This is a genomic window from Cytobacillus sp. GQ23 (assembly GCF_059758675.1).
In genome coordinates this window covers 24,127-43,593 of record NZ_JCAXER010000025.1, presented here as the reverse complement: position 1 = coordinate 43,593, position 19,467 = coordinate 24,127, and the positions used below count along the sequence as shown (strand labels likewise).

Sequence of the window (19,467 nt, the reverse complement as noted above, 5' to 3'; positions counted from 1 at the left end):
GCCTCTGAGTCTTCTTCCTGCCAGTAAGACTGCGATAAATCTAATGTAAAAGCCTGCAAAAAAATTGCAGGCTTTTACTTATTTCACAAAGGCTTTTGCAAATCCAGGAGGCATCATCTTCTGCACTGCCCGGTATGCTCGTCCATTCATATAAAAGAAATAGCTCACCATTCCGCCTGCTCTGATCATGCTTTTGGCTAATCTTCTGACATTCCGCTGCTTACGGACCTTATCATCGGAGAGATAAACCCCCAGCAAGCCGCGATTAATCAGTTTATGGAAATGTTTATGAGGAAGCTTTTCTGTATGCTTATCTGCTTCTGCAACAAAGTGCTTCAATCTCGAAAACAATTTCTCTTCGCTTTCATAGTAAAAGCAGAAATTCAAGTCTCCTCCGGCCTTGTCCTCTTCCTGATCAATGAGATAATCAAGCAGAATGTGCAGGCCCTGGATGTAGGGAAAGTATCCATTTCTTATATTTACCGCATGCTCCGCTTTAAAATCATCTCTCAGCGCATAGGAAACAAGGCAGAAAATCCCCAGTGTCGACCCCGAGCAGGCTGAAAACTCATACCATTCCATCTCAGGTATATCCAACCGGAATTGGTTAAACCAGTTTTGAAGACGGGGTACCCGTTCTTCGACTACAACATGCTTATGTATTTGCAGATCACAATAGTAACGGCATAATTCAAGCAGATGGCTTTTTATGTGAAGATATTGATCGAGACTCGATAGCACTTCCCTGCAGGATGCGGCTAAATCTGCAAGGTAGTTTCCATCATCCTGCTCACTTCTCAGCCGATAATAATTTTTCTCTGCTGCGTCAATATCAAGGGCATCTTCCATTGACTCATGAAGTGCTGCAAAATCTCCGGGATCAAGCGAGGTGCTCCGGTCGCATAGATTGTCTAAATAATCACTGATTGTCTGATAAGCGACAATAAACTTTATTGCTTGTTCATATTTTTCCTTTGCCATTAATGACATAATAGCTCCGCCTTCACAGTGGAAGGTTTTATGTTTAATGCTGGCAAGAGCCTGATTTCTTAACTCCGGATCAGGAATTGCTTCCGCCCGGCTTTTCCAGTATGAAAGTTCTTTATGGACTGCAGGCAGGACCTTCCGATAGACATGTGACATCAGGCTAATTGGCATGGAAGGGACAATCATGACAGCAGATACCTCCTTTTAATCAGGTCTGGTGAATATTTTAAGCAAACCAGCAACCCCTTAAACGACATAACCAAGTGCCTTCAATTGGCTGTTAACAAAATCCTTAGCATATTCAAAGACTTCTTCACGTTCAGGTTCATTGAAGACTTCGTGGTAGCACTTTGGCCATTCTTTGAACCTTTTCTCCGATAAAGGTGCAAGGTTAAACCATTCTCTGACAGTTGTTTTATTCACAATCTTATCATCACCGCCCTGTACCACGAGAAGAGGGACATCCTGGATATTATCAAGATTCTCAAAGGCAAGCTTTATGGCATATACAAGTTCCCTGTACCACCTGACCGATACTTTTGTCACATACAGTGAATCATTTAAATCAGCATCAAGGACATCCTGATTCCTCGTCGCCATGTCCACTGTCAGACCTGAATCCATCTTAAGGCTTGGCATCACTGAATTGAGTCCCAGCGATAAAAAATTCAGTAATTTCGAAGGCTGCTGAACCAGCCCTAAACACGGGGATGACAAAATAACTCCGGCGAGATTCATTCTTTCTTCCTGGAGCAGGCGAATGGCAATCAGTCCGCCCATGCTGTGTCCTAAAAGAAAGACCGGCAATTCAAATTCATAGGCAGCCTGTACCCAATCCTTAACTTCAAGAATATATTCATCAAAGGAATCAATATGGCCTCTTCTGGATCTAGTAGTCATCCCCTGGCCGGGAAGATCTCCCATAATGACATGGAAGCCGGCCAAGCGCCACATTTCAATCAGCCAGCCATAACGGCGGTGATGCTCCATTGCCCCATGAACCATGACAATAACGCCCTTTGCGTCTCCATCAGTTTCCCACTTCCACATAGTCAATCCTCCCAGCCTTTTTACGTACTATCTTTTGTAAATATATTATAGCCTAGATGCAAAAATTGTTCATGAATCAGCTCCTAATAAAAACTCTTTTGCCAAAATAACGTTTATCATGCCTCATATGATAAAATCAAAATAATAAAGTGAAACTTCAATCAGTGGGGGTTTTCTTTATCCCCTACTGATTGTTAGTTGAACCAATCGGGCCTATACGGGCAGTTTGACCCGCACTTATCCTCTGATTCCTCTGAGTACTTGAAGTGGGGGTCTTACTGCCCGTTAGACTGCGATCAAACTGCATACAGGAGTGTTTTCCACATGATCTATCCTTATAATGATAAAGAACCTAAAATTGCAGAATCCGCATTTATTGCAGACTTTACTACCATTACCGGCGATGTTGAAATTGGGGAGGATTCAAGTGTCTGGTTTAACTCTGTCATACGAGGAGATGTAGCACCAACTATCATTGGCAGAAAGGTCAATATCCAGGACAATTCCGTCCTGCATCAGAGCCCGAATAACCCGCTGATACTGGAAGACGAAGTAACAGTAGGCCATCAGGTAATCCTGCATAGCTGCATTATCCGCAAAAAAGCTCTAATTGGGATGGGCTCGATTGTTTTAGATCAGGCAGAAATCGGAGAAGGGGCATTTATTGGTGCAGGCAGTCTTGTTCCGCAAGGTAAGAAAATACCGCCCAATACACTGGCATTCGGCAGGCCTGCAAAAGTGGTTCGTGAACTGACGCCGGAAGATATTAAAGACATGGAACGGATCAGCAGGGAATACGCTGAAAAAGGCCAATACTATAAGTCTTTGCAGAAAATGCCAAAATAACTCTCAAGTCTTAATAGAATGGAAAATAGGCCGATATTAACATAAAGCAATAACATATGGCGGGTGAAGGAATTGACGATTTATATCGGGGCAATTATTCTATTCTTATTTTTAATAGTGATATTCAGAAAAACAATGGTGAAAACGGCACCGATGTTTTTAATTGTCTTCATCCTGGTTTCTGCAGCATTTGTTTATGACAGCCTTATAGGAAGCATGCCTCCTTCACCTGTTAATAAAGTAAAATCATGGCTTTCAGAACCAGCAGAGAAAGCCAGTGCATTCCTTGGAAAAAGTTCGGGTATAATTAAAATCAAGGAAGAAGTAGTTTTAGATGTGCCCGCAATCAATCAGTTTCCTGAGCTCCCCAGAGGATGCGAAGTCACCAGCTTATCCATGCTCCTCCAGCATGCGGGGATTCAGGCTGATAAAATGACACTGGCTAAAGAGATAAAAAAGAATCCTGAGCCTTATCGCGTTGAAAACGGAAAAATCTATTTCGGACACCCGAATGAAGGCTTCATAGGCGATATGTACTCCTTTGATAATCCTGGGCTCGGTGTTTATCATAAACCCATTAAAGAACTTGCAGAAAAGTATATGCCAGGTTCAATCGAAGACCTTACAGGATCCGACTTTGAAGATTTAAAGATTTATTTGTCAGATGGCAGACCTGTATGGGTTATTATCAACACAGCCTATAAACAGCTTTCTGATGACTTTTTTCAGACCTGGTATACGCCGAACGGAAAGATCCAGATTACTTATAAAGAGCATTCAGTTCTGCTAACGGGCTATGACCAGGATTACATGTACTTCAACGATCCGCTCACAGGCGAAAAAAATAAAAAAGCTCCCATAACTGATTTTGAAAAAGCATGGGTCCAGATGGGCAAACAGGCTATTAGTTATCACCCATAAGAAAAGTTCCATCTCCTGCCTCGACACCATATGGCCGAGGCGCTGGAGCCTGGAAAATTACCCGCCTCAAGAAATTCTTATCCTAAAAAACGTCCACCAGGCTCTCACCTGATGGACGTTTTTGTTTTAGCCTTTAAGTGGCTGCAAATCTTTATCTAACAAGTATTCTTTTTCAAAGGAGTATTTTTTCTCCACATATACCTGATGCCAAACCATGAACATCAGAACTGTCCAGATTTTGCGGCTGTTGTCCGCTTTATCCTGACAATGGTCTTCAAGCAGCTGCAATACATAGTCTTTCTTAATCAGGTGATCTGTATTGCTTTCACGGATGATATTTTTAGCCCACTCATTCATCTCGTCCTTCAGCCAGTGACGGATTGGTACAGGGAACCCAAGCTTCTTGCGGTTCAGTACATGATCCGGAACGACTCCTTCGGCAGCTTTGCGGAGAATATATTTCGTAGTGCCATTTGCCGTTTTCAGGCTTGTCGGGACTTTAGAAGCCACTTCAAAGACTTCTTTATCCAAGAACGGAACACGAAGCTCGAGAGAATGAGCCATCGTCATCTTGTCTGCTTTCAAAAGAATGTCTCCGCGCATCCAGGTATGAATGTCGATATACTGCATGCGGTCAACCGGATCATAGCCGCGGCTTTCCTCATACAAAGGTTTCGTGATATCCGTATAATTCAAGTTGTCTTTGTAGACATGAAGCAAACTGCGCTTCTCTTGTTCCGTAAACATTTTTGCGTTTCCGATGTAGCGCTCTTCCATTGGGGTGACTCCGCGTTCGATAAAGCTTTTTCCCTTCACTCCCTCTGGCATCAGTCTGGCGATCATACGCAGAAGCTTTTTGCCAATGGCAGGAATCTTATTGAAGACTTCCAGGGATTGTGGTTCACGGTAAATATTATAGCCGCCAAACAGCTCATCTGCTCCCTCGCCGGATAGTACAACAGTTACATGCTTTCGCGCTTCTCTTGCCACAAAATAAAGGGGCACACAAGCCGGGTCAGCTAGCGGGTCGTCCATATGCCACATGATTCTTGGAATCTCATTCATATATTCCTGAGGAGAGATGATGTAGCTGATGTTTTCAACACCCAGCTTTTCGGCTGTTTCTTTCGCCACATCAACCTCGCTGAAGCCATTGCGTTCAAAGCCGACAGAGAATGTTTTAATAGCTGGGTGAAATTCTTTCGCAATCGACGCAATAATGGAAGAATCAATTCCGCCTGAAAGGAAAGAACCTACAGGAACATCGGCACGCATATGCATTTTTACAGAGTCGAATAAAACATCTCTAATTTCTTTTGTAAAATCAGCTTCTGATTTTTGCACTGGATGGAAAGCAGCCTTCCAATAGCGTTTAATATCCATCGGCGCACCAATTTTTTTAGTAAAATAATGGCCTGGCTCAAGCTTATGGATCCCCTCTGACATCGTGTGCGGCTCAGGCACAAACTGATAGGTCAGATAATGCTGCAGGGAGTCATAGTTCAATACATCATTCTTAAGCGCCAATAAGATGCTCTTCTTCTCTGATCCAAAGAACGTGCGGTCTCCCTTATCGTAATAAAAGAAAGGCTTAATCCCAAATGGATCCCTGGCTCCATATAGGGACTGCTCCTGTTTATCCCAAATGACAAACGCAAACATACCGCGCAATTTTTCAACAGCCTTTTCTTTCATATGGCTGTAAAGCGCAATTATGACTTCTGTATCTGAGCTGGTTTCAAAGCTTAATCCTGCTTTGAGAAGTTCTTCACGAAGTTCCACATAATTATAGATTTCACCATTGAAGATGATCCAATATCGCTCATTCTCGTAAGTCAGCGGCTGGTGTCCGCTTTCAATATCAATAATGCTCAACCGGCGGAAGCCGAATTGAATATGATCATCAAAATAGTATCCTGAATTATCCGGACCCCGATGAGTAATGATATCATTCATATTTTGGAATTGTTCTTTATCTGCGTCACGGTAATTTTGTGCTTTTTCATGTACACAACCAATAAAACCACACATTATGTACGTCACCTACTCCATTCTTTTCTCAATATTAAGATACAGCCTCAGGCGGCTCTTTGTCTTAGAAAACATACCCTATAATACTACCACTAATCGCTAATAATTAGCACGCAGAATATAAAATGTTTCTATACGGAAAATTAAGCCATTATCCGAAGTTTATACGATACCATAAAATTATAAACGACTATAGAGCATAAAGACCGAAAAGTGATTAACACCCTATTAGTATTAGACGCAAAAAAGAAAGCGGGAGTTACATCATAAATGCAACTCCCGCTTTTTATATTACGCTTCAGAACGAAGAATTTCTGCTTTGTCAGTACGCTCCCAAGGAAGGTCAACATCTGTACGTCCGAAATGTCCGTAAGCAGCTGTCTGCTTGTAAATTGGGCGGCGAAGGCCAAGCATGTTAATAATTCCTGCAGGACGAAGATCAAAATGCTTTCTTACTAGATCAACTAATACATCTTCATCCACTTTGCCAGTTCCAAATGTATCAACAGAAATCGAAACAGGCTGTGCCACACCGATCGCATAAGCAAGCTGGACTTCAACTTTTTCTGCTAAACCGGCTGCAACAAGGTTCTTCGCTACATAACGTGCAGCATACGCAGCAGAGCGGTCAACCTTTGTAGGATCCTTGCCGGAGAACGCTCCGCCGCCATGGCGTGCATATCCGCCGTAAGTATCTACGATGATTTTGCGTCCTGTCAGGCCAGCATCACCTTGAGGTCCGCCGATAACAAAGCGTCCTGTCGGGTTGATGAAGTACTTAGTATTCTCATCAATTAGTTCTTTCGGAACAACCGGGTTAATAACATGTTCCTTCAGATTTCGCTGAATTTGCTCAAGGCTGATTTCTGGGTGATGCTGAGTAGAAATAACGATTGTGTCAATGCGCACAGGCTTGTCGTTTTCATCATACTCAACAGTTACCTGAGTTTTTCCGTCGGGACGAAGGTAAGGAAGGATTTCTTCTTTACGGACTTCAGTCAGGCGGCGGGAAAGTTTATGTGCTAAAGAAATCGGAAGAGGCATAAGCTCTTTCGTTTCGTTGCAGGCAAAACCGAACATTAATCCCTGGTCTCCTGCACCGATTGCTTCGATTTCCTGATCGCTCATTTGCCCTTCGCGTGCTTCAAGTGCCTGGTCAACCCCCATTGCGATATCAGCAGACTGCTCATCAATGGAAGTTAAAACAGCACATGTTTCGGAATCGAAACCATATTTGGCACGGGTATAACCGATTTCTTTTACCGTTTCACGAACGATTTTTGGAATATCTACGTATGTAGATGTTGTGATTTCACCTGCAACTAATACAAGTCCAGTTGTTACAGAAGTCTCTGCAGCAACACGGGCATTCGCATCTTTAGCTAAAATCGCATCTAAGATTGCATCAGAAATCTGGTCACAGATTTTATCCGGATGACCTTCAGTAACTGATTCAGAAGTGAACAAACGACGTTTTGTTGACATCTGGCTTCCTCCTTATAAATAGAAAATTGAGCGAGAATAAGAAATGGGGAAGCGGAAAAAATAACTTTTCCCTGTCATTTCATGGATCTCTGTTTGATACGGAACTCATTCCCTTAGTAGTATGAAATAAACATGGAGTTTTTATTAGAAAAATAGACAGCGCCGGCAAGAATGCCAGGTAACCATTTATCAGATTCATGCCAAAAACTCACATAAATAGTACATTCCAAAAGCCGTTCATTTCATTGCAAAATAAAAAACCTTCTCATTAGTGAAAAGGTTGAAAGCAAATCGATTCGCGCCTTTCACTCTTATCGTTCAAGGAATTACGTCCTTGCGTCAGGTTAGCACCTTTGCTGATTATTGCCTTTAGCAGGTTGCTGGGTTTCATAGGGCCTGTCCCTCCACCAGCTCGGGATAAGAGAGTATCCGTTCAAGGTTGAATCATACCGTATTTTATCGAACCATGTCAACAGATTTTCATTATTTTTCACAGTAAAATTCCGACTTTAAAAATTCTGCTTCATCCTTATAGAGAACAGCTTCCATCATCACACTTTTTCTTTAGAAATTTGTGCCTGTTTTTCGCAATCCATTTGTATGTCGGATTGCCCAGAAGTGCTGTGAGTGGTATATACAACAGGGTGCTGATTAAAAAGGTTGCAGGAAAGAGGAACAGAAGTCTCCTTACTGCAGTGTAACCCTTTTTCACGCTGCCTGCGGGAGTAATAATATGAAGCTCCCTCCGCAAATCATGTCTGGAAAACGATAAAGTGCCCTGCATTTTTTCATATTCCTGCAGGGAGATCCATTCGACTTTATTCAGCCAATCGAGTTTATTAAAAATCCTCTTTGTTTCCTTGCATAAAGAACATGTTCCATCATATAGGGCAATTGTCTTCATTTTAGATCAGTCCCATGATAAAATTAACACTTTCTTCTATAATAGCATATATCAGTTATAAGGTGATTAAAGTGGATTGCATGTCCAAATGTGACAATTTTATAACACAGACAAAAAAGTTTCGTAATAGTATAGACTAATCATTTCAATGTGTTATACTAATTTCGAGATGTAATCACTTTCATAAAAAAATCGGGAAAAAGGAAGGTATTCATCAGATGAACTCTGTAAGCATATCAAATGAATTGAGCGAATTACTAAATGGCAGCAACATTCAAGTGCAATTATCCGTTCCTCAGCTTGTGGAAAAGGTTCTAAACCGCAATGAAGGGTCCCTTACTTCTACTGGAGCTGTTCGCGCTACGACAGGAAAGTATACAGGGCGTTCTCCTAAAGATAAATACATTGTTGAAGAAGCATCAAATAAAGACAAAATGGACTGGGGCAGTGTAAACCAGCCCATTTCTGAAGAAGCATTCTCTAATCTTTATAATAAAGTAATCAATTACTTAAAAGAAAAAGAAGAAGTATTCGTATTCAAAGGATTCGCAGGTGCTGATAAAAAACACCGCATGCCTATCCAGGTAATCAATGAATATGCATGGCATAACCTATTTGCCCACCAGTTATTCATTCGCCCTGCAGAAGACGAGCTATTGGATCATCAGGCAGAGTTCACTGTCATTTCTGCTCCTAATTTCAAAGCAGACCCTGCTGTTGACGGAACAAAGTCCGAAACATTCATTATCATTTCATTTGAACGCCGCACCGTTTTAATTGGCGGAACAGAATATGCCGGTGAAATGAAGAAGTCCATCTTCTCTGTTATGAACTACATGCTTCCAGAAAACGGAATTCTTCCTATGCACTGTTCCGCAAACGTTGGACGGGAAGGCGATGTTGCTTTATTCTTCGGCTTATCCGGAACTGGAAAAACAACTTTATCTGCAGATCCGAACCGCAAGCTAATCGGTGATGACGAGCATGGCTGGTCTGCGAATGGAGTCTTCAATATTGAGGGCGGATGCTACGCGAAATGCATCAACTTATCCCGTGAAAAAGAACCGCAGATTTTTGATGCGATCCGTTTTGGTGCTGTATTAGAAAATGTAGTGGTAAACAGCGAAACCCGGGTTGCAGATTACGATGACAGCACTTTAACTGAAAATACACGTGCGGCGTACCAGCTTCAGGCCATCGATAATATCGTTGACCCAAGCATTGCCGGACACCCTAATACAATCGTATTTTTAACAGCTGACGCATTTGGCGTATTGCCTCCAATCTCTAAACTATCAAAAGAGCAGGCAATGTACCATTTCTTAAGCGGCTATACATCCAAGCTTGCAGGAACTGAGCGCGGCATTACATCACCGCAGGCAACATTCTCTACATGTTTTGGATCACCGTTCCTTCCGCTTCCTGCAAATCGTTATGCTGAAATGCTTGGCGAGAAAATCGATGAGCATAACGCAAAAGTCTTCCTTGTAAACACAGGCTGGACTGGCGGAGAGTATGGAGTCGGTGAACGCATGAAACTTGCCTACACTCGTGCAATGGTCGAAGCGGCACTCGAAGGTGAACTCAACAACGTAGAAACGATCAAGGACGAAATTTTCGGGCTGGAAATTCCTCAGCATGTTACAGGAGTGCCTGATGAAGTACTTCAGCCAAACAAAACATGGGCAGATCAGGCTGCTTATGAAACGAAAGCAAAAGAACTTGCTTCAAAATTCCGTGAAAACTTCAAGAAGTTTACAAGCGTTTCATCTGAAATTGAAGAAAAGGGCGGACCAATCGCATAATAGAGAAGAATTGCCGTTTATGCGGCAATTCTTTTTTGTATTAAGAATGAACGGAGGTGGACTTACACCCTCTTACTGGGTAGCGATTCGATTTTTTCTTCTTTCCTCTGCTCCTGTGGTACTAATCCCTCTGTTTAGTGCTCTTCGCAGCCCCTTTTCCGCTCTCGGTGGCACTGCTCCCTCTGTATAGTTCCCTTAGGAGAGACTTTTCCCCGCCCAATGGCGCTATCACACCGATTAGTTCTTTTCACAGACTCTTCTCTGCTCCCAAGAGGCACTATCCCCTCTGATTAGCTCCCTTCGCATTCCTTCACCGCACCTGGAGGAACCCGCTTACAGTTACAGAAAACTTTGAACAAAAAAAACGCCGGACCATGTCCAGGCGCTCTTCTAATTGGTTGAATTTAAGGAAACAAGCTGGTAAGTAATGAGTGTCTGGCTGTTTTCCCATTCCACTTTACGGATGACTCCCATTCCGTTCAGGTCGCCATCAATTGTCCTTTTTACCTCGACCGGGATATCGAGCGGATATAATCTGTATCCTTCTTTGACAAGTGAAAAATAATTCTCATCAAGTCTTTTTTCCCTTCCCTTTGTAACAATCATTGTGTTTAGCTCTAAAGGCATACCCATTGGTATCTCTCCTTCATTCTTATTACTTTCCTCTATTTTACCCCACCTGTTTCGGCTCTGAAAGCCTTTAAGTGAAAATCATTTGCTATACATGGCTTTTCATCCATGCACCCAAATCCTCTACCGTCTTCTGGTTCACGGCGGGCGGAAAGTAGTGGGTATATTCAGAGAAATACCAGCTATCCACATCTTTATTTAGAGCCTTAAGCCTTTTTTCAAGGCGATAGGAATGTTCCACTGAAACATTATGATCCTGTTCTCCATGAATGATTAAGACAGGTGACTGCAGCTGCTCCAGCTGAAAAAGCGGGGTGCGGTATTTATATCGTTCCGGAAACTTTGTCGGAGTTCCGCCAATTACACGTTTCATCATTCTCCGGAGATCCTTGCGCTCCACGTAGGTGAGAAACATATCACTGACCCCTCCCCATGTTACAACGGAGGCGGCTTTAGGAAACTCTATTCCAGTAAGGAGGGCCATTACGCCGCCACGGGAAAAACCAAAAATATGGACTCTTTTTACCCGGGCATGCTCCTGTAGAAGATTAAACGCGGCAAATGCGTCCTGTCTGTCCTCCCCTGCGAAGTCTTCGTTTCCATCTCCACCCTGATTACCTCTGTAAAAAGGCGCGAATACAATAAAACCTTCACAGGCAAACTGGACAATCCGGGAAGGCCTTACTTTCCCGACATTTTTTATGCCTCCTCTCAGGTAAAGGAACCCATCATGCAGCTCCTCCCCCTTTGGCTCTGCCAGCAGGCCTTTTATATGTAGACCATTTGCATGATATGTGACAACAGATAATTCGATTGCCGGATTTGGCGAAGGGAATCTCTGTTTATTGATGATTTGGCCATTTTTAAAGTTCATGTTCTCATCCTCCCTTTTAAAGCTTCCTTTTATTCTGAGCATTTAGACCTTCATCTAAAAATGTTTCCATGGGCATTCACACATTTTTTTGATTTTCATACGATATCCTAGGATTTTTAATCTGACTCTTTAGCATAAGGGAGGTCTTATGGCTTATGAAAAAATGGATAAAAACAAGCATGCTGCTTATGCTTGCAGTGATGCTTATTGTTCCATTAGCAGCCTGCGGAAAGGATGAAATGCAAACTGTCCGCATTGCTGAAGTGACACGTTCTATCTTCTATGCACCACAGTATGTTGCCCTTGAGAAAGGTTTCTTTAAAGAAGAAGGGCTAAATGTAAAGCTTACAACAACAGCCGGCGGAGATAAAACAATGACCGCTCTGCTGTCGGACAGCGCTGATATCGCGCTTGTAGGTTCAGAAACCTCCATTTACGTTTCGGCTCAGGGCTCTATTGATCCTGTCATTAACTTTGCCCAACTAACCCAAACGGATGGAACATTCCTGGTTTCCCGCAATAAAATCGACCACTTTTCATGGGATATGCTGAAGGGCAAAACATTTCTCGGGCAGCGTAAAGGCGGCATGCCTCAGATGGCCGGCGAATTTGTATTGAAAAAGCATGGCATTAACCCGCATCAGGACTTGGAATTAATCCAAAATGTTGATTATGCCAATATTGCCCCGGCTTTCGCTTCGGGGACCGGTGAATTTGTCCAGCTATTTGAACCTACTGCAAGTGTATTCGAAAAAGAAGGCAAAGGATATATTGTTGCTTCCTTTGGAACCGAATCCGGACATATACCTTATACCACATTTATGACGAAGCAAAGCTATATTGATGAAAACAAGGAAACAGTTGAGAAATTTACAAGAGCGATCTATAAGGCACAGCAATGGGTTGAAGAGAATAGCGCGAAAGAAACGGCAGAAGCCATTCAAGGATATTTTGACAACACTGAACTTGAAATCATTGAAATGGTAGTAGACCGCTATAAGAGTCAGGGGTCATTTGCAACAGATCCTATTTTAGAAACCGAAGAATGGGAAAACCTGCAGAACATCATGGATGAAGCAGGAGAACTTCCTAAGCGCATAGAACACGGCACGCTTGTCAACACAGATATTGCTGAAGGGGTAATGAAGTAACTAGATAAAAGAGGAGGCGCCGACATGGATTTCCTGAAAGTTGATGCTGTGCACCACACTTATTTTACGAAAACCTCTGCTGTCACGGCCCTCTCCGATGTTTCGCTTAAAGTGGAGGAAGGAGAATTTGTTTCCTTCCTCGGCCCAAGCGGATGCGGTAAGACAACATTGCTATCCATCATTGCAGGCCTGTTTGAACCTACAGAAGGCACTGTCACACTTGAAGGTAAGCGGGTTGAGACAGCTGAAAATGAAATTGGCTATATGCTGCAGCAAGATTATCTTTTTCCATGGAAGAATATTGAAGAAAATATACTGCTGGGGCTGAAAATCGGGAATAGCCTCTCTCCTGACAAAAAAGCTTATGCACTGAAGCTCCTTCAGGAGATGGGATTAAAAGGTGTTGAGTCACAGTATCCGAAGCAGCTGTCTGGCGGAATGCGCCAGCGGGTTGCCCTTGTAAGAACACTTGCAACCGGGCCAAAGCTGCTTATGCTGGATGAACCCTTTTCCGCATTGGATTATCAAACCAAACTTAAGCTTGAGGATCTGGTCTCTGATACGCTCAAATCCTTCGGAAAAACAGCCATACTGGTTACACATGATATTGGAGAGGCAATCTGTATGAGCGACCGTGTTTTTCTGTTTTCCGCAAGGCCTGGACAGCTTCATAAAACATTTGTAATCCCAAAAGAATTACGAGATGAAACTCCTTTTAATGCAAGAAATCATGAAGCATACCCTGCGATATTTCAAACTATATGGAAGGAGCTGGAGTCTCTTGAGCCCGCAGGAGAACGTTAAACACCTTCACCAGAGATACATTCAGTCTCTGAACCGAGAAAAGAAATGGGTCCGTTTCTATCAGGCTGTCATCTTTATTGTGTTTTTTTCAGGATGGGAGGTGGCAAGCCAAAAGCAATGGATTGACCCGCTGATTTTTAGTGCACCCTCTAAAGTATGGGGATTATTTTTGACAAAAATTCAGAATGGCACCTTGATGGTGGATCTGGGCTACACTTTGTCAGAGACCGTATTTGGATTCATTTTAGGGACATTATTAGGCACGCTTCTTGCAGCCATCCTCTGGTGGTCACCAATGTTATCAAAAATAGCTGATCCCTATTTAGTTGTCTTGAATTCAATGCCAAAGGTAGCTCTTGGTCCTATCTTAATCGTTGCTTTGGGGCCGAGCTTTACATCAATTGTTGCCATGGGCGCGATTATTTCAATCATTATTACAACCATCGTGGTGTATACATCTTTCAAAGAAGTAGACCCCAATTATATTAAAGTGCTTCAGACCTTTGGCGCAAATCGATTTCAAATCTTCAGGGAAGCTATTTTGCCTGCTTCTTTTCCGACCATCATTTCTACTTTAAAGGTGAATGTGGGGTTATCCTGGGTCGGGGTGATCGTCGGCGAATTCCTTGTATCCTCAAAAGGTCTTGGATACATGATTATTTACGGCTTCCAAGTATTCAACTTCACTCTTGTTATGCTTTCATTGCTTGTAATTGCTGTTTTTGCAACAGTTATGTATCAGCTGGTTGAACTCCTCGAGAGAAAACTGATTAAAAATGGTTCATAAAAAAACGGCAAACCACATGCCGTTTTTTAATTTACCTTCTTTTCCTTCAAAATTCTTTCGAGGCTCTTTTCAATTACTTTATCCTTCATTATGAAGCTGTATTTACTGTTCCACCTGTCTTCAAGCAGGTTTCCCCCAGTCAGGATAGGACCGTTTGTTTCAAAATATTGATTTGTCTTGTTGAGGCTTTTTACCTCTGCGAAAAAAATAGCTTTGACAAAACGCTCTTTACCCAAGTTAACTTCATATTCACCTATAAAATGCAGACTATGTAAATCTGCTCCGGTTTCCTCAAATACTTCTCTTCTGGCTGCCTCTTCAAGAGACTCTCCCTGTTCTCTTTTACCTCCCGGAAATTCCCATCCCCTCTTTTTATGATTCGTCAGCAGCCATTGGTCACCATAGCGGCAAATGACCAGAACATGTCCAGGCTCGATTCCGAATGCTTTTTTATTAAAAGAAATACGCACTTTCCCGCCGTTTTCATCCAAAAAGGTTTCCATGCTTTCCCCTCACTCGATAATTAAGATTCTGATGTTTTCATTATAAGGGCTAATCAATTTTTTAAAAACTTTCTGGGGCTAAAGTATTAAATTACATATTTTTGAAACTTTTTCCCTTTTTTTCCGTAAAATTAGGTGACTAACATAAATAGAGGAGTGTATATCTTGAAAAAATCTCTTGCAATCCTTGCCAGCTTCTTCATGATTTTCATGCTGGCTGCATGTAATGAAACAGCCAAACCTGCCAATGGATCATCGGCCGGCACAGAAAAGGAAGAAACCAATACAGAAGAATCTTCTGAAATGACTCTGGAGGAAGTATTAAAGAAATCAACTGAGGCTTCTCAAGAGCTAAAAAGCTTTTCAGTAAAAATGAATATGAACCAGGAAATGAGCTCTGGTGCTGAGGGTGAAAATATGAATATCGATTCTGTCATTGATATGGATGTTACAACAGATCCCATGGCTTTTTATCAAAAAATGGCTATGTCAATGGCAGGCGCAGAAGAATCATTTGATATGGAAAGCTATTTTAACGAAGACGGCATGTTTCTATATGATGCAGCCGGAAAGCAGTGGATGAAGTTCCCTAAAGAAATGTCTGATGATTTAATTCAAATGTCCAGCCAGCAGACCAATCCTGGTGAGGAATTGAAAAAATTGCAAGAGTTTGTGGACGATTTTACCTTCGAACAGGATGAAAAAAGCTTTATATTGAAACTGAAAGCCGATGGAGAAAAATTCAATGATTTCGTCAAGGAAACTGCAGCAGAAACGCTGCCGCCTGAAATGGCTGCCAATGGTGAAATGCTTGAAAACATGAACATCAAAGGCGTCGAATACGAAATTGTCATTGATAAAGAAACTTTTTACCCAAACGTGCTGAATATGGTTATGGATATGGAGATTACCGCTGAAGGCCAAAAAATCACCATGAAGCAGAACATGAACGGCGAATACTCAAACTATAATAAAGTTGAGGCTATTTCCGTTCCGCAGGAAGTTCTTGATTCAGCTGTAGAAATGGAAATGTAATAAAGCTGAGGCGCTGCCTCAGCTTTTTCTACTATTTCAGTACAACGATAACTGTCCAGCTCCAGGCACAACCGGCTCTTGGGTCTAAGCCGATAAGCGGGAGCCGTCCGCCTTTCTATTTATGCTCATCCTCTGTAAGGATCCCCATGCTTTCAATATGCTGCCTTGCTTCCTCGTCTCCAAGATCATAAATCATCCCATATATTTTTTTCATTGTTTCATCATAGGCGTCGTTTTCACGGTCATAATGGTATTGAACATAAGGAACATGGGCTCTGAAAAAATTTTGCCATTCGGTGGAATAGTTCTGGTCAAAATATTCTCTTAAGGCAATAATTTCATCATCAGTTGCCTCAATTTTATAATTCCAAGTGGAGTCAGTGGCACTTTGAGAAATCTCACCTGAACCCAGCGTTATATAATACGTCTTTTTATTTCCTTCCAATCCTGTCAGCCCCTTTTTTGTTCATTGCTTTGACTCATATTCAACACCGGCTAGATCATAATTTTTTAATAAATATCAAGTTTCTATAGTTATCGTATCCCACATTTGTGATAAAATTATACAAAATTACGATCATTCTTCATTAGCTTACATATACTAAGTTAAATAATTGAGAAATAACTTCCCGATTCATCTGCCGTGAATATTTTCCTGCATCAGGGGTATTAAATTAAGTATACTATAGAAAACTGGAGTATTTTAAGGAGGTGGTATCATGAAACTGATTGATGAGCTATATGAGCTTTACAGGAATAAGCTTACAGGTGATGAAGAGGATATCGATATGCTCGCTTTTGCCTTCTTAGAAGAAATGGACAGAGAAGACCTGCTGAATATTATCAAAGATCTCGATAATCAGGAATTATATGATTTAATGGGACTTTATCTAATCGAGAGCCTAAAAGGAAAGTTTGCCAGTGAAAATTATGGCCAGCGCAGAAGCCCAATCATTCACCACCGCAACATACACTAAACTATACATATCCGATTTAGAAATGATCCATATACTCGAAGGCGGCGCTAAGCCGCTTTTTTATTTTTTTTAATAAAAAAGAATGCTGTTTTTGTTTATAAGTTCAGCCCGTTGATTGCAGTGAAAGGCACGCAGCAAACGCGCGGGGAGGAGTGCGAGCCTTCTTGGCTTCGACTGCGGGGTCTCACACTTCCCTCTCCTCCTGCAGGGCATTGAAAAAGCTCTCTTTAATGAACGAAGGAAATGCGTCAGCAATTTCGAAGATCAAGTGCCCACAGCGAAGATCAACTCAGCAAATTTAAACTAACTTATGAAAAGCAACCAACTTTAAGAAAAAAGCCAAATAAAAAGACCAGCTTTTCCAGCCAGTCTTTTTCTATTATCCAAGGTATGCTTTAAGCATCCAGATATGTTTTTTCAAGCTTTGCTTTACAGCTATCAGCATGTCGCCTGTTCCTTCATCTTTGGCTTCTTCGGCAAGCTCGATTGCTTCCTGAAGCTCGTCCACCATTTTTTCAAAGTCATCAACTACAGTTTGAACCATTTGTTCTTCATTCTCATTTCCTGTCGCTTCCTTCAGAGAGCTGGTCTCCAGAACTTCCTTCATTGTTGCAACCGGTTTAGCCTCAAGAGCAAGGATTCTTTCAGCCAGTTCGTCTACATGTACATTTGCTTCATTATAAAGCTCTTCGAATTTTTCATGAAGGGTAAAAAAGTTTTTCCCTTTAATATACCAATGGTAATTGTGCAGTTTTACATATAAAACTGTCCAGTTTGCTACCTGCTGGTTAACAGCTTTTACTAATTCTTTACTCATGATAATCATCCTCCCAACAATATATTACCCACTTCGTCAAAATAAAAACCTGTACAAAGTAATGGTGAAATTTTTTCGTTATTGAGTTGCTTTCATGGTAGAATATTGAGTGAAAAGGGGGATAAATATGTATACGGTATTAGTCATATCGATCATAATCGTGATTGTGGTCCTGCTGCTTAGCGTTATTACCACTTCAAAGGCTTATCAATTCAAGCATACGGTAGACCCAATTGATCCGCTTCCTGACAGCGAGGAACAAAAAGAGGCTAAAGAGGGGCAAGAAGATAACCAAAACCGTTCATAAGCATACACTATAATATAATGCCTCCGTACAGCCGGAGGTTTTCTTTTTAAATGGACGGAAATATACAGGTGGAGAGGATTATAAGATGGATATATACTCCATGATGCTTACAGTATTTTTAGTATTAAATATTATCCTGGCTGTCTTTGTTATCTTTCTGGAGCGAAGGGATGCAGGAGCCACATGGGCATGGCTCATGGTTTTGTTCTTTATTCCTCTTCTTGGTTTTTTCATGTACCTCTTTTTTGGACAGAATTTAACCCGAAGAAAGATGTTCCAATGGGAAGACCGCAAAAAAATTGGCATTGATGAACTGCTGAACAATCAAATCAGAGGCATTAAGGAAAAGGATTTCCATTTTGGAAATGATATCATTGAAAACTCCAAAGACCTTATCTATATGCACCTTATTAACAATGATGCGGTATTGACCCAGGATAATGAGGTCAGGGTTTTTACAGACGGGAAAGATAAATTTAATTCGCTTGCAGAGGATATCAAAAGAGCAACGGATCATATCCATCTGCAATATTATATCTTCAAAAGAGACAATCTTGGGAAAAGCTTAATAAATCTTTTAACAGAAAAGGCCAAAGAAGGTGTTAAAGTTAGGCTTCTCTATGATGAACTTGGCTCAAGAAGCCTGCACAAAAGGGCGTTCAAAGAGCTGATTGCGGCTGGAGGAGAAATTGAGGCCTTTTTCCCGTCGCGCCTGCATTTTATCAATTTGCGAATCAATTACCGCAACCACAGGAAAATTGCCATAATTGACGGTCAAATTGGATATGTTGGCGGTTTCAATGTCGGAGATGAATATCTCGGGCTAAACCCGAAGTTCGGGTATTGGCGTGATACCCATTTAAGAATCAGAGGAAGTGCTGTCCATTCCCTGCAGACTCGCTTTATCCTCGACTGGAACCAGGCTTCCCACCGCCATGACATTTTCTATGCTCCAGAGTATTTTCCGCTGGGCGAGTCCCAGGATAGCGTAGGAATACAGATTGTTACCAGCGGCCCGGATTCCGAATGGGAACAAATAAAAAATGGCTATATAAAAATGATTTCATCTGCACGTAAGTCAATTTATATCCAAACCCCATATTTCATTCCGGATGCAAGCCTCCTGGATGCATTAAAAATAGCTGCATTGTCAGGGGTGGAAGTGAATATTATGGTCCCGAATAAACCTGATCATATGTTTGTATATTGGGCTACTTACTCCTATATAGGAGAAATGCTAAAAGTAAATGCAAATATCTATATATACGAAAATGGTTTTATACATGCAAAAACCCTGATTGTGGATGAAGAAGTTTCATCGGTAGGAACTGCGAATATAGACGTGAGAAGCTTCAGGCTCAATTTTGAAGTAAATGCCTTTATTTATGATAAGGAAGTTTCAAAAGCACTGACTGAGAGCTTTAAAGAAGATGTCGAGCTTTCAGCAAAGCTGACTGCTGAAGATTACAGAAGCAGGGCCTTGAAAATAAAATTGAAAGAATCCATATCAAGGCTTCTATCACCTATACTATAAAACGGGCTGAAAAATCAGC

Annotated in this window: 20 protein-coding genes and 1 riboswitch; of the genes, 10 read left to right on the top strand and 10 right to left on the bottom strand. The window is 41.6% G+C overall.

Features of this window, described 5'->3' with window-relative positions; all coding sequences use genetic code 11:
* Positions 1 to 78: 78 nt before the first annotated feature.
* Both tbcS and AC6CHU_RS19525 read right to left on the bottom strand, forming a co-directional pair.
* The gene (gene tbcS / locus AC6CHU_RS19530) at positions 79 to 1,173 is read right to left on the bottom strand and encodes a tetraprenyl-beta-curcumene synthase (protein WP_251284597.1); all 1,095 of its coding nucleotides are present in this window, start codon (positions 1,171 to 1,173) and stop codon (positions 79 to 81) included.
* 60 nt (positions 1,174 to 1,233) lie between these two features.
* Positions 1,234 to 2,037, bottom strand: a complete 804-nt coding sequence (locus tag AC6CHU_RS19525; RefSeq protein WP_498122618.1) for an alpha/beta hydrolase — start codon at positions 2,035 to 2,037, stop codon at positions 1,234 to 1,236.
* Positions 2,038 to 2,361: 324 nt separating this feature from the next.
* Here AC6CHU_RS19525 and AC6CHU_RS19520 point away from each other — a divergent pair, with 324 nt between their 5' ends.
* On the top strand, positions 2,362 to 2,883 hold the full coding sequence (locus AC6CHU_RS19520) for a gamma carbonic anhydrase (RefSeq protein WP_159869866.1): 522 nt from the start codon (positions 2,362 to 2,364) through the stop codon (positions 2,881 to 2,883).
* A gap of 72 nt (positions 2,884 to 2,955) precedes the next feature.
* Complete coding sequence (locus AC6CHU_RS19515; protein ID WP_251284606.1) at positions 2,956 to 3,804, top strand: C39 family peptidase; 849 nt, start codon at positions 2,956 to 2,958, stop codon at positions 3,802 to 3,804.
* 126 nt (positions 3,805 to 3,930) lie between these two features.
* Here AC6CHU_RS19515 and asnB read toward each other — a convergent pair whose 3' ends face one another.
* From asnB to AC6CHU_RS19500, 3 genes are all read right to left on the bottom strand, one after another.
* Complete coding sequence (gene asnB, locus AC6CHU_RS19510; RefSeq protein WP_498122617.1) at positions 3,931 to 5,835, bottom strand: asparagine synthase (glutamine-hydrolyzing); 1,905 nt, start codon at positions 5,833 to 5,835, stop codon at positions 3,931 to 3,933.
* A 291-nt stretch (positions 5,836 to 6,126) separates the two neighbouring features.
* Positions 6,127 to 7,320: a methionine adenosyltransferase gene (gene metK, locus AC6CHU_RS19505; RefSeq protein ID WP_009333385.1), complete on the bottom strand. Its 1,194-nt coding sequence runs from the start codon at positions 7,318 to 7,320 to the stop codon at positions 6,127 to 6,129.
* A 308-nt stretch (positions 7,321 to 7,628) separates the two neighbouring features.
* Positions 7,629 to 7,744, bottom strand: a riboswitch (SAM riboswitch).
* A gap of 105 nt (positions 7,745 to 7,849) precedes the next feature.
* Positions 7,850 to 8,224, bottom strand: coding sequence for a thiol-disulfide oxidoreductase DCC family protein (locus tag AC6CHU_RS19500; RefSeq protein ID WP_159869861.1), 375 nt, complete (start codon positions 8,222 to 8,224; stop codon positions 7,850 to 7,852).
* A 218-nt stretch (positions 8,225 to 8,442) separates the two neighbouring features.
* Between AC6CHU_RS19500 and pckA the strand changes: the two genes are divergently transcribed.
* Positions 8,443 to 10,029 carry a phosphoenolpyruvate carboxykinase (ATP) gene (pckA, locus tag AC6CHU_RS19495; protein WP_159869859.1) on the top strand — a complete coding sequence of 529 codons (1,587 nt, stop codon included), beginning with the start codon at positions 8,443 to 8,445 and terminating at the stop codon, positions 10,027 to 10,029.
* Between the two features lie 390 nt (positions 10,030 to 10,419).
* On the opposite strand, the gene AC6CHU_RS19490 is transcribed toward pckA, so the two are convergent.
* Together AC6CHU_RS19490 and AC6CHU_RS19485 are read right to left on the bottom strand one after the other, a co-directional pair.
* Positions 10,420 to 10,662, bottom strand: coding sequence for a DUF2584 domain-containing protein (locus AC6CHU_RS19490; RefSeq protein WP_048007830.1), 243 nt, complete (start codon positions 10,660 to 10,662; stop codon positions 10,420 to 10,422).
* An 85-nt stretch (positions 10,663 to 10,747) separates the two neighbouring features.
* On the bottom strand, positions 10,748 to 11,533 hold the full coding sequence (locus AC6CHU_RS19485) for an alpha/beta hydrolase family protein (RefSeq protein ID WP_159869857.1): 786 nt from the start codon (positions 11,531 to 11,533) through the stop codon (positions 10,748 to 10,750).
* Positions 11,534 to 11,688: 155 nt separating this feature from the next.
* Between AC6CHU_RS19485 and AC6CHU_RS19480 the strand changes: the two genes are divergently transcribed.
* From AC6CHU_RS19480 to AC6CHU_RS19470, 3 genes are read left to right on the top strand one after another with little or no spacing between them, the layout of a single operon-like run.
* Positions 11,689 to 12,684: an ABC transporter substrate-binding protein gene (locus tag AC6CHU_RS19480; protein ID WP_159869855.1), complete on the top strand. Its 996-nt coding sequence runs from the start codon at positions 11,689 to 11,691 to the stop codon at positions 12,682 to 12,684.
* A gap of 24 nt (positions 12,685 to 12,708) precedes the next feature.
* Positions 12,709 to 13,488 carry an ABC transporter ATP-binding protein gene (locus tag AC6CHU_RS19475; RefSeq protein ID WP_159869853.1) on the top strand — a complete coding sequence of 260 codons (780 nt, stop codon included), beginning with the start codon at positions 12,709 to 12,711 and terminating at the stop codon, positions 13,486 to 13,488.
* Entirely contained in the window at positions 13,466 to 14,275 is an 810-nt protein-coding gene (locus AC6CHU_RS19470; RefSeq protein ID WP_251284595.1) for an ABC transporter permease, read from the top strand. Before AC6CHU_RS19475 ends, AC6CHU_RS19470 begins: the two co-directional genes overlap by 23 nt.
* 26 nt (positions 14,276 to 14,301) lie before the next feature.
* Here the strand turns inward: AC6CHU_RS19470 and ytkD are convergent, their stop codons facing one another.
* Positions 14,302 to 14,778: an RNA deprotection pyrophosphohydrolase gene (ytkD, locus tag AC6CHU_RS19465; RefSeq protein ID WP_159869849.1), complete on the bottom strand. Its 477-nt coding sequence runs from the start codon at positions 14,776 to 14,778 to the stop codon at positions 14,302 to 14,304.
* A gap of 165 nt (positions 14,779 to 14,943) precedes the next feature.
* Here ytkD and AC6CHU_RS19460 point away from each other — a divergent pair, with 165 nt between their 5' ends.
* Complete coding sequence (locus AC6CHU_RS19460; RefSeq protein WP_285870852.1) at positions 14,944 to 15,813, top strand: DUF6612 family protein; 870 nt, start codon at positions 14,944 to 14,946, stop codon at positions 15,811 to 15,813.
* Positions 15,814 to 15,928: 115 nt separating this feature from the next.
* Here the strand turns inward: AC6CHU_RS19460 and AC6CHU_RS19455 are convergent, their stop codons facing one another.
* Positions 15,929 to 16,258 carry a hydrolase gene (locus AC6CHU_RS19455; protein WP_159869845.1) on the bottom strand — a complete coding sequence of 110 codons (330 nt, stop codon included), beginning with the start codon at positions 16,256 to 16,258 and terminating at the stop codon, positions 15,929 to 15,931.
* 274 nt (positions 16,259 to 16,532) lie between these two features.
* On the opposite strand from AC6CHU_RS19455, the gene AC6CHU_RS19450 reads away from it, so the two are divergent.
* Entirely contained in the window at positions 16,533 to 16,790 is a 258-nt protein-coding gene (locus AC6CHU_RS19450) for a DUF6154 family protein (RefSeq protein WP_035330414.1), read from the top strand.
* 379 nt (positions 16,791 to 17,169) lie between these two features.
* On the opposite strand, the gene AC6CHU_RS19445 is transcribed toward AC6CHU_RS19450, so the two are convergent.
* Entirely contained in the window at positions 17,170 to 17,607 is a 438-nt protein-coding gene (locus AC6CHU_RS19445) for a Dps family protein (protein WP_159869843.1), read from the bottom strand.
* A 127-nt stretch (positions 17,608 to 17,734) separates the two neighbouring features.
* Here AC6CHU_RS19445 and ytzI point away from each other — a divergent pair, with 127 nt between their 5' ends.
* On the top strand, positions 17,735 to 17,914 hold the full coding sequence (gene ytzI / locus AC6CHU_RS19440; RefSeq protein WP_159869841.1) for a YtzI protein: 180 nt from the start codon (positions 17,735 to 17,737) through the stop codon (positions 17,912 to 17,914).
* Positions 17,915 to 17,999: 85 nt separating this feature from the next.
* Positions 18,000 to 19,448 carry a cardiolipin synthase gene (cls, locus tag AC6CHU_RS19435; RefSeq protein WP_159869839.1) on the top strand — a complete coding sequence of 483 codons (1,449 nt, stop codon included), beginning with the start codon at positions 18,000 to 18,002 and terminating at the stop codon, positions 19,446 to 19,448.
* Positions 19,449 to 19,467 lie beyond the last annotated feature (19 nt).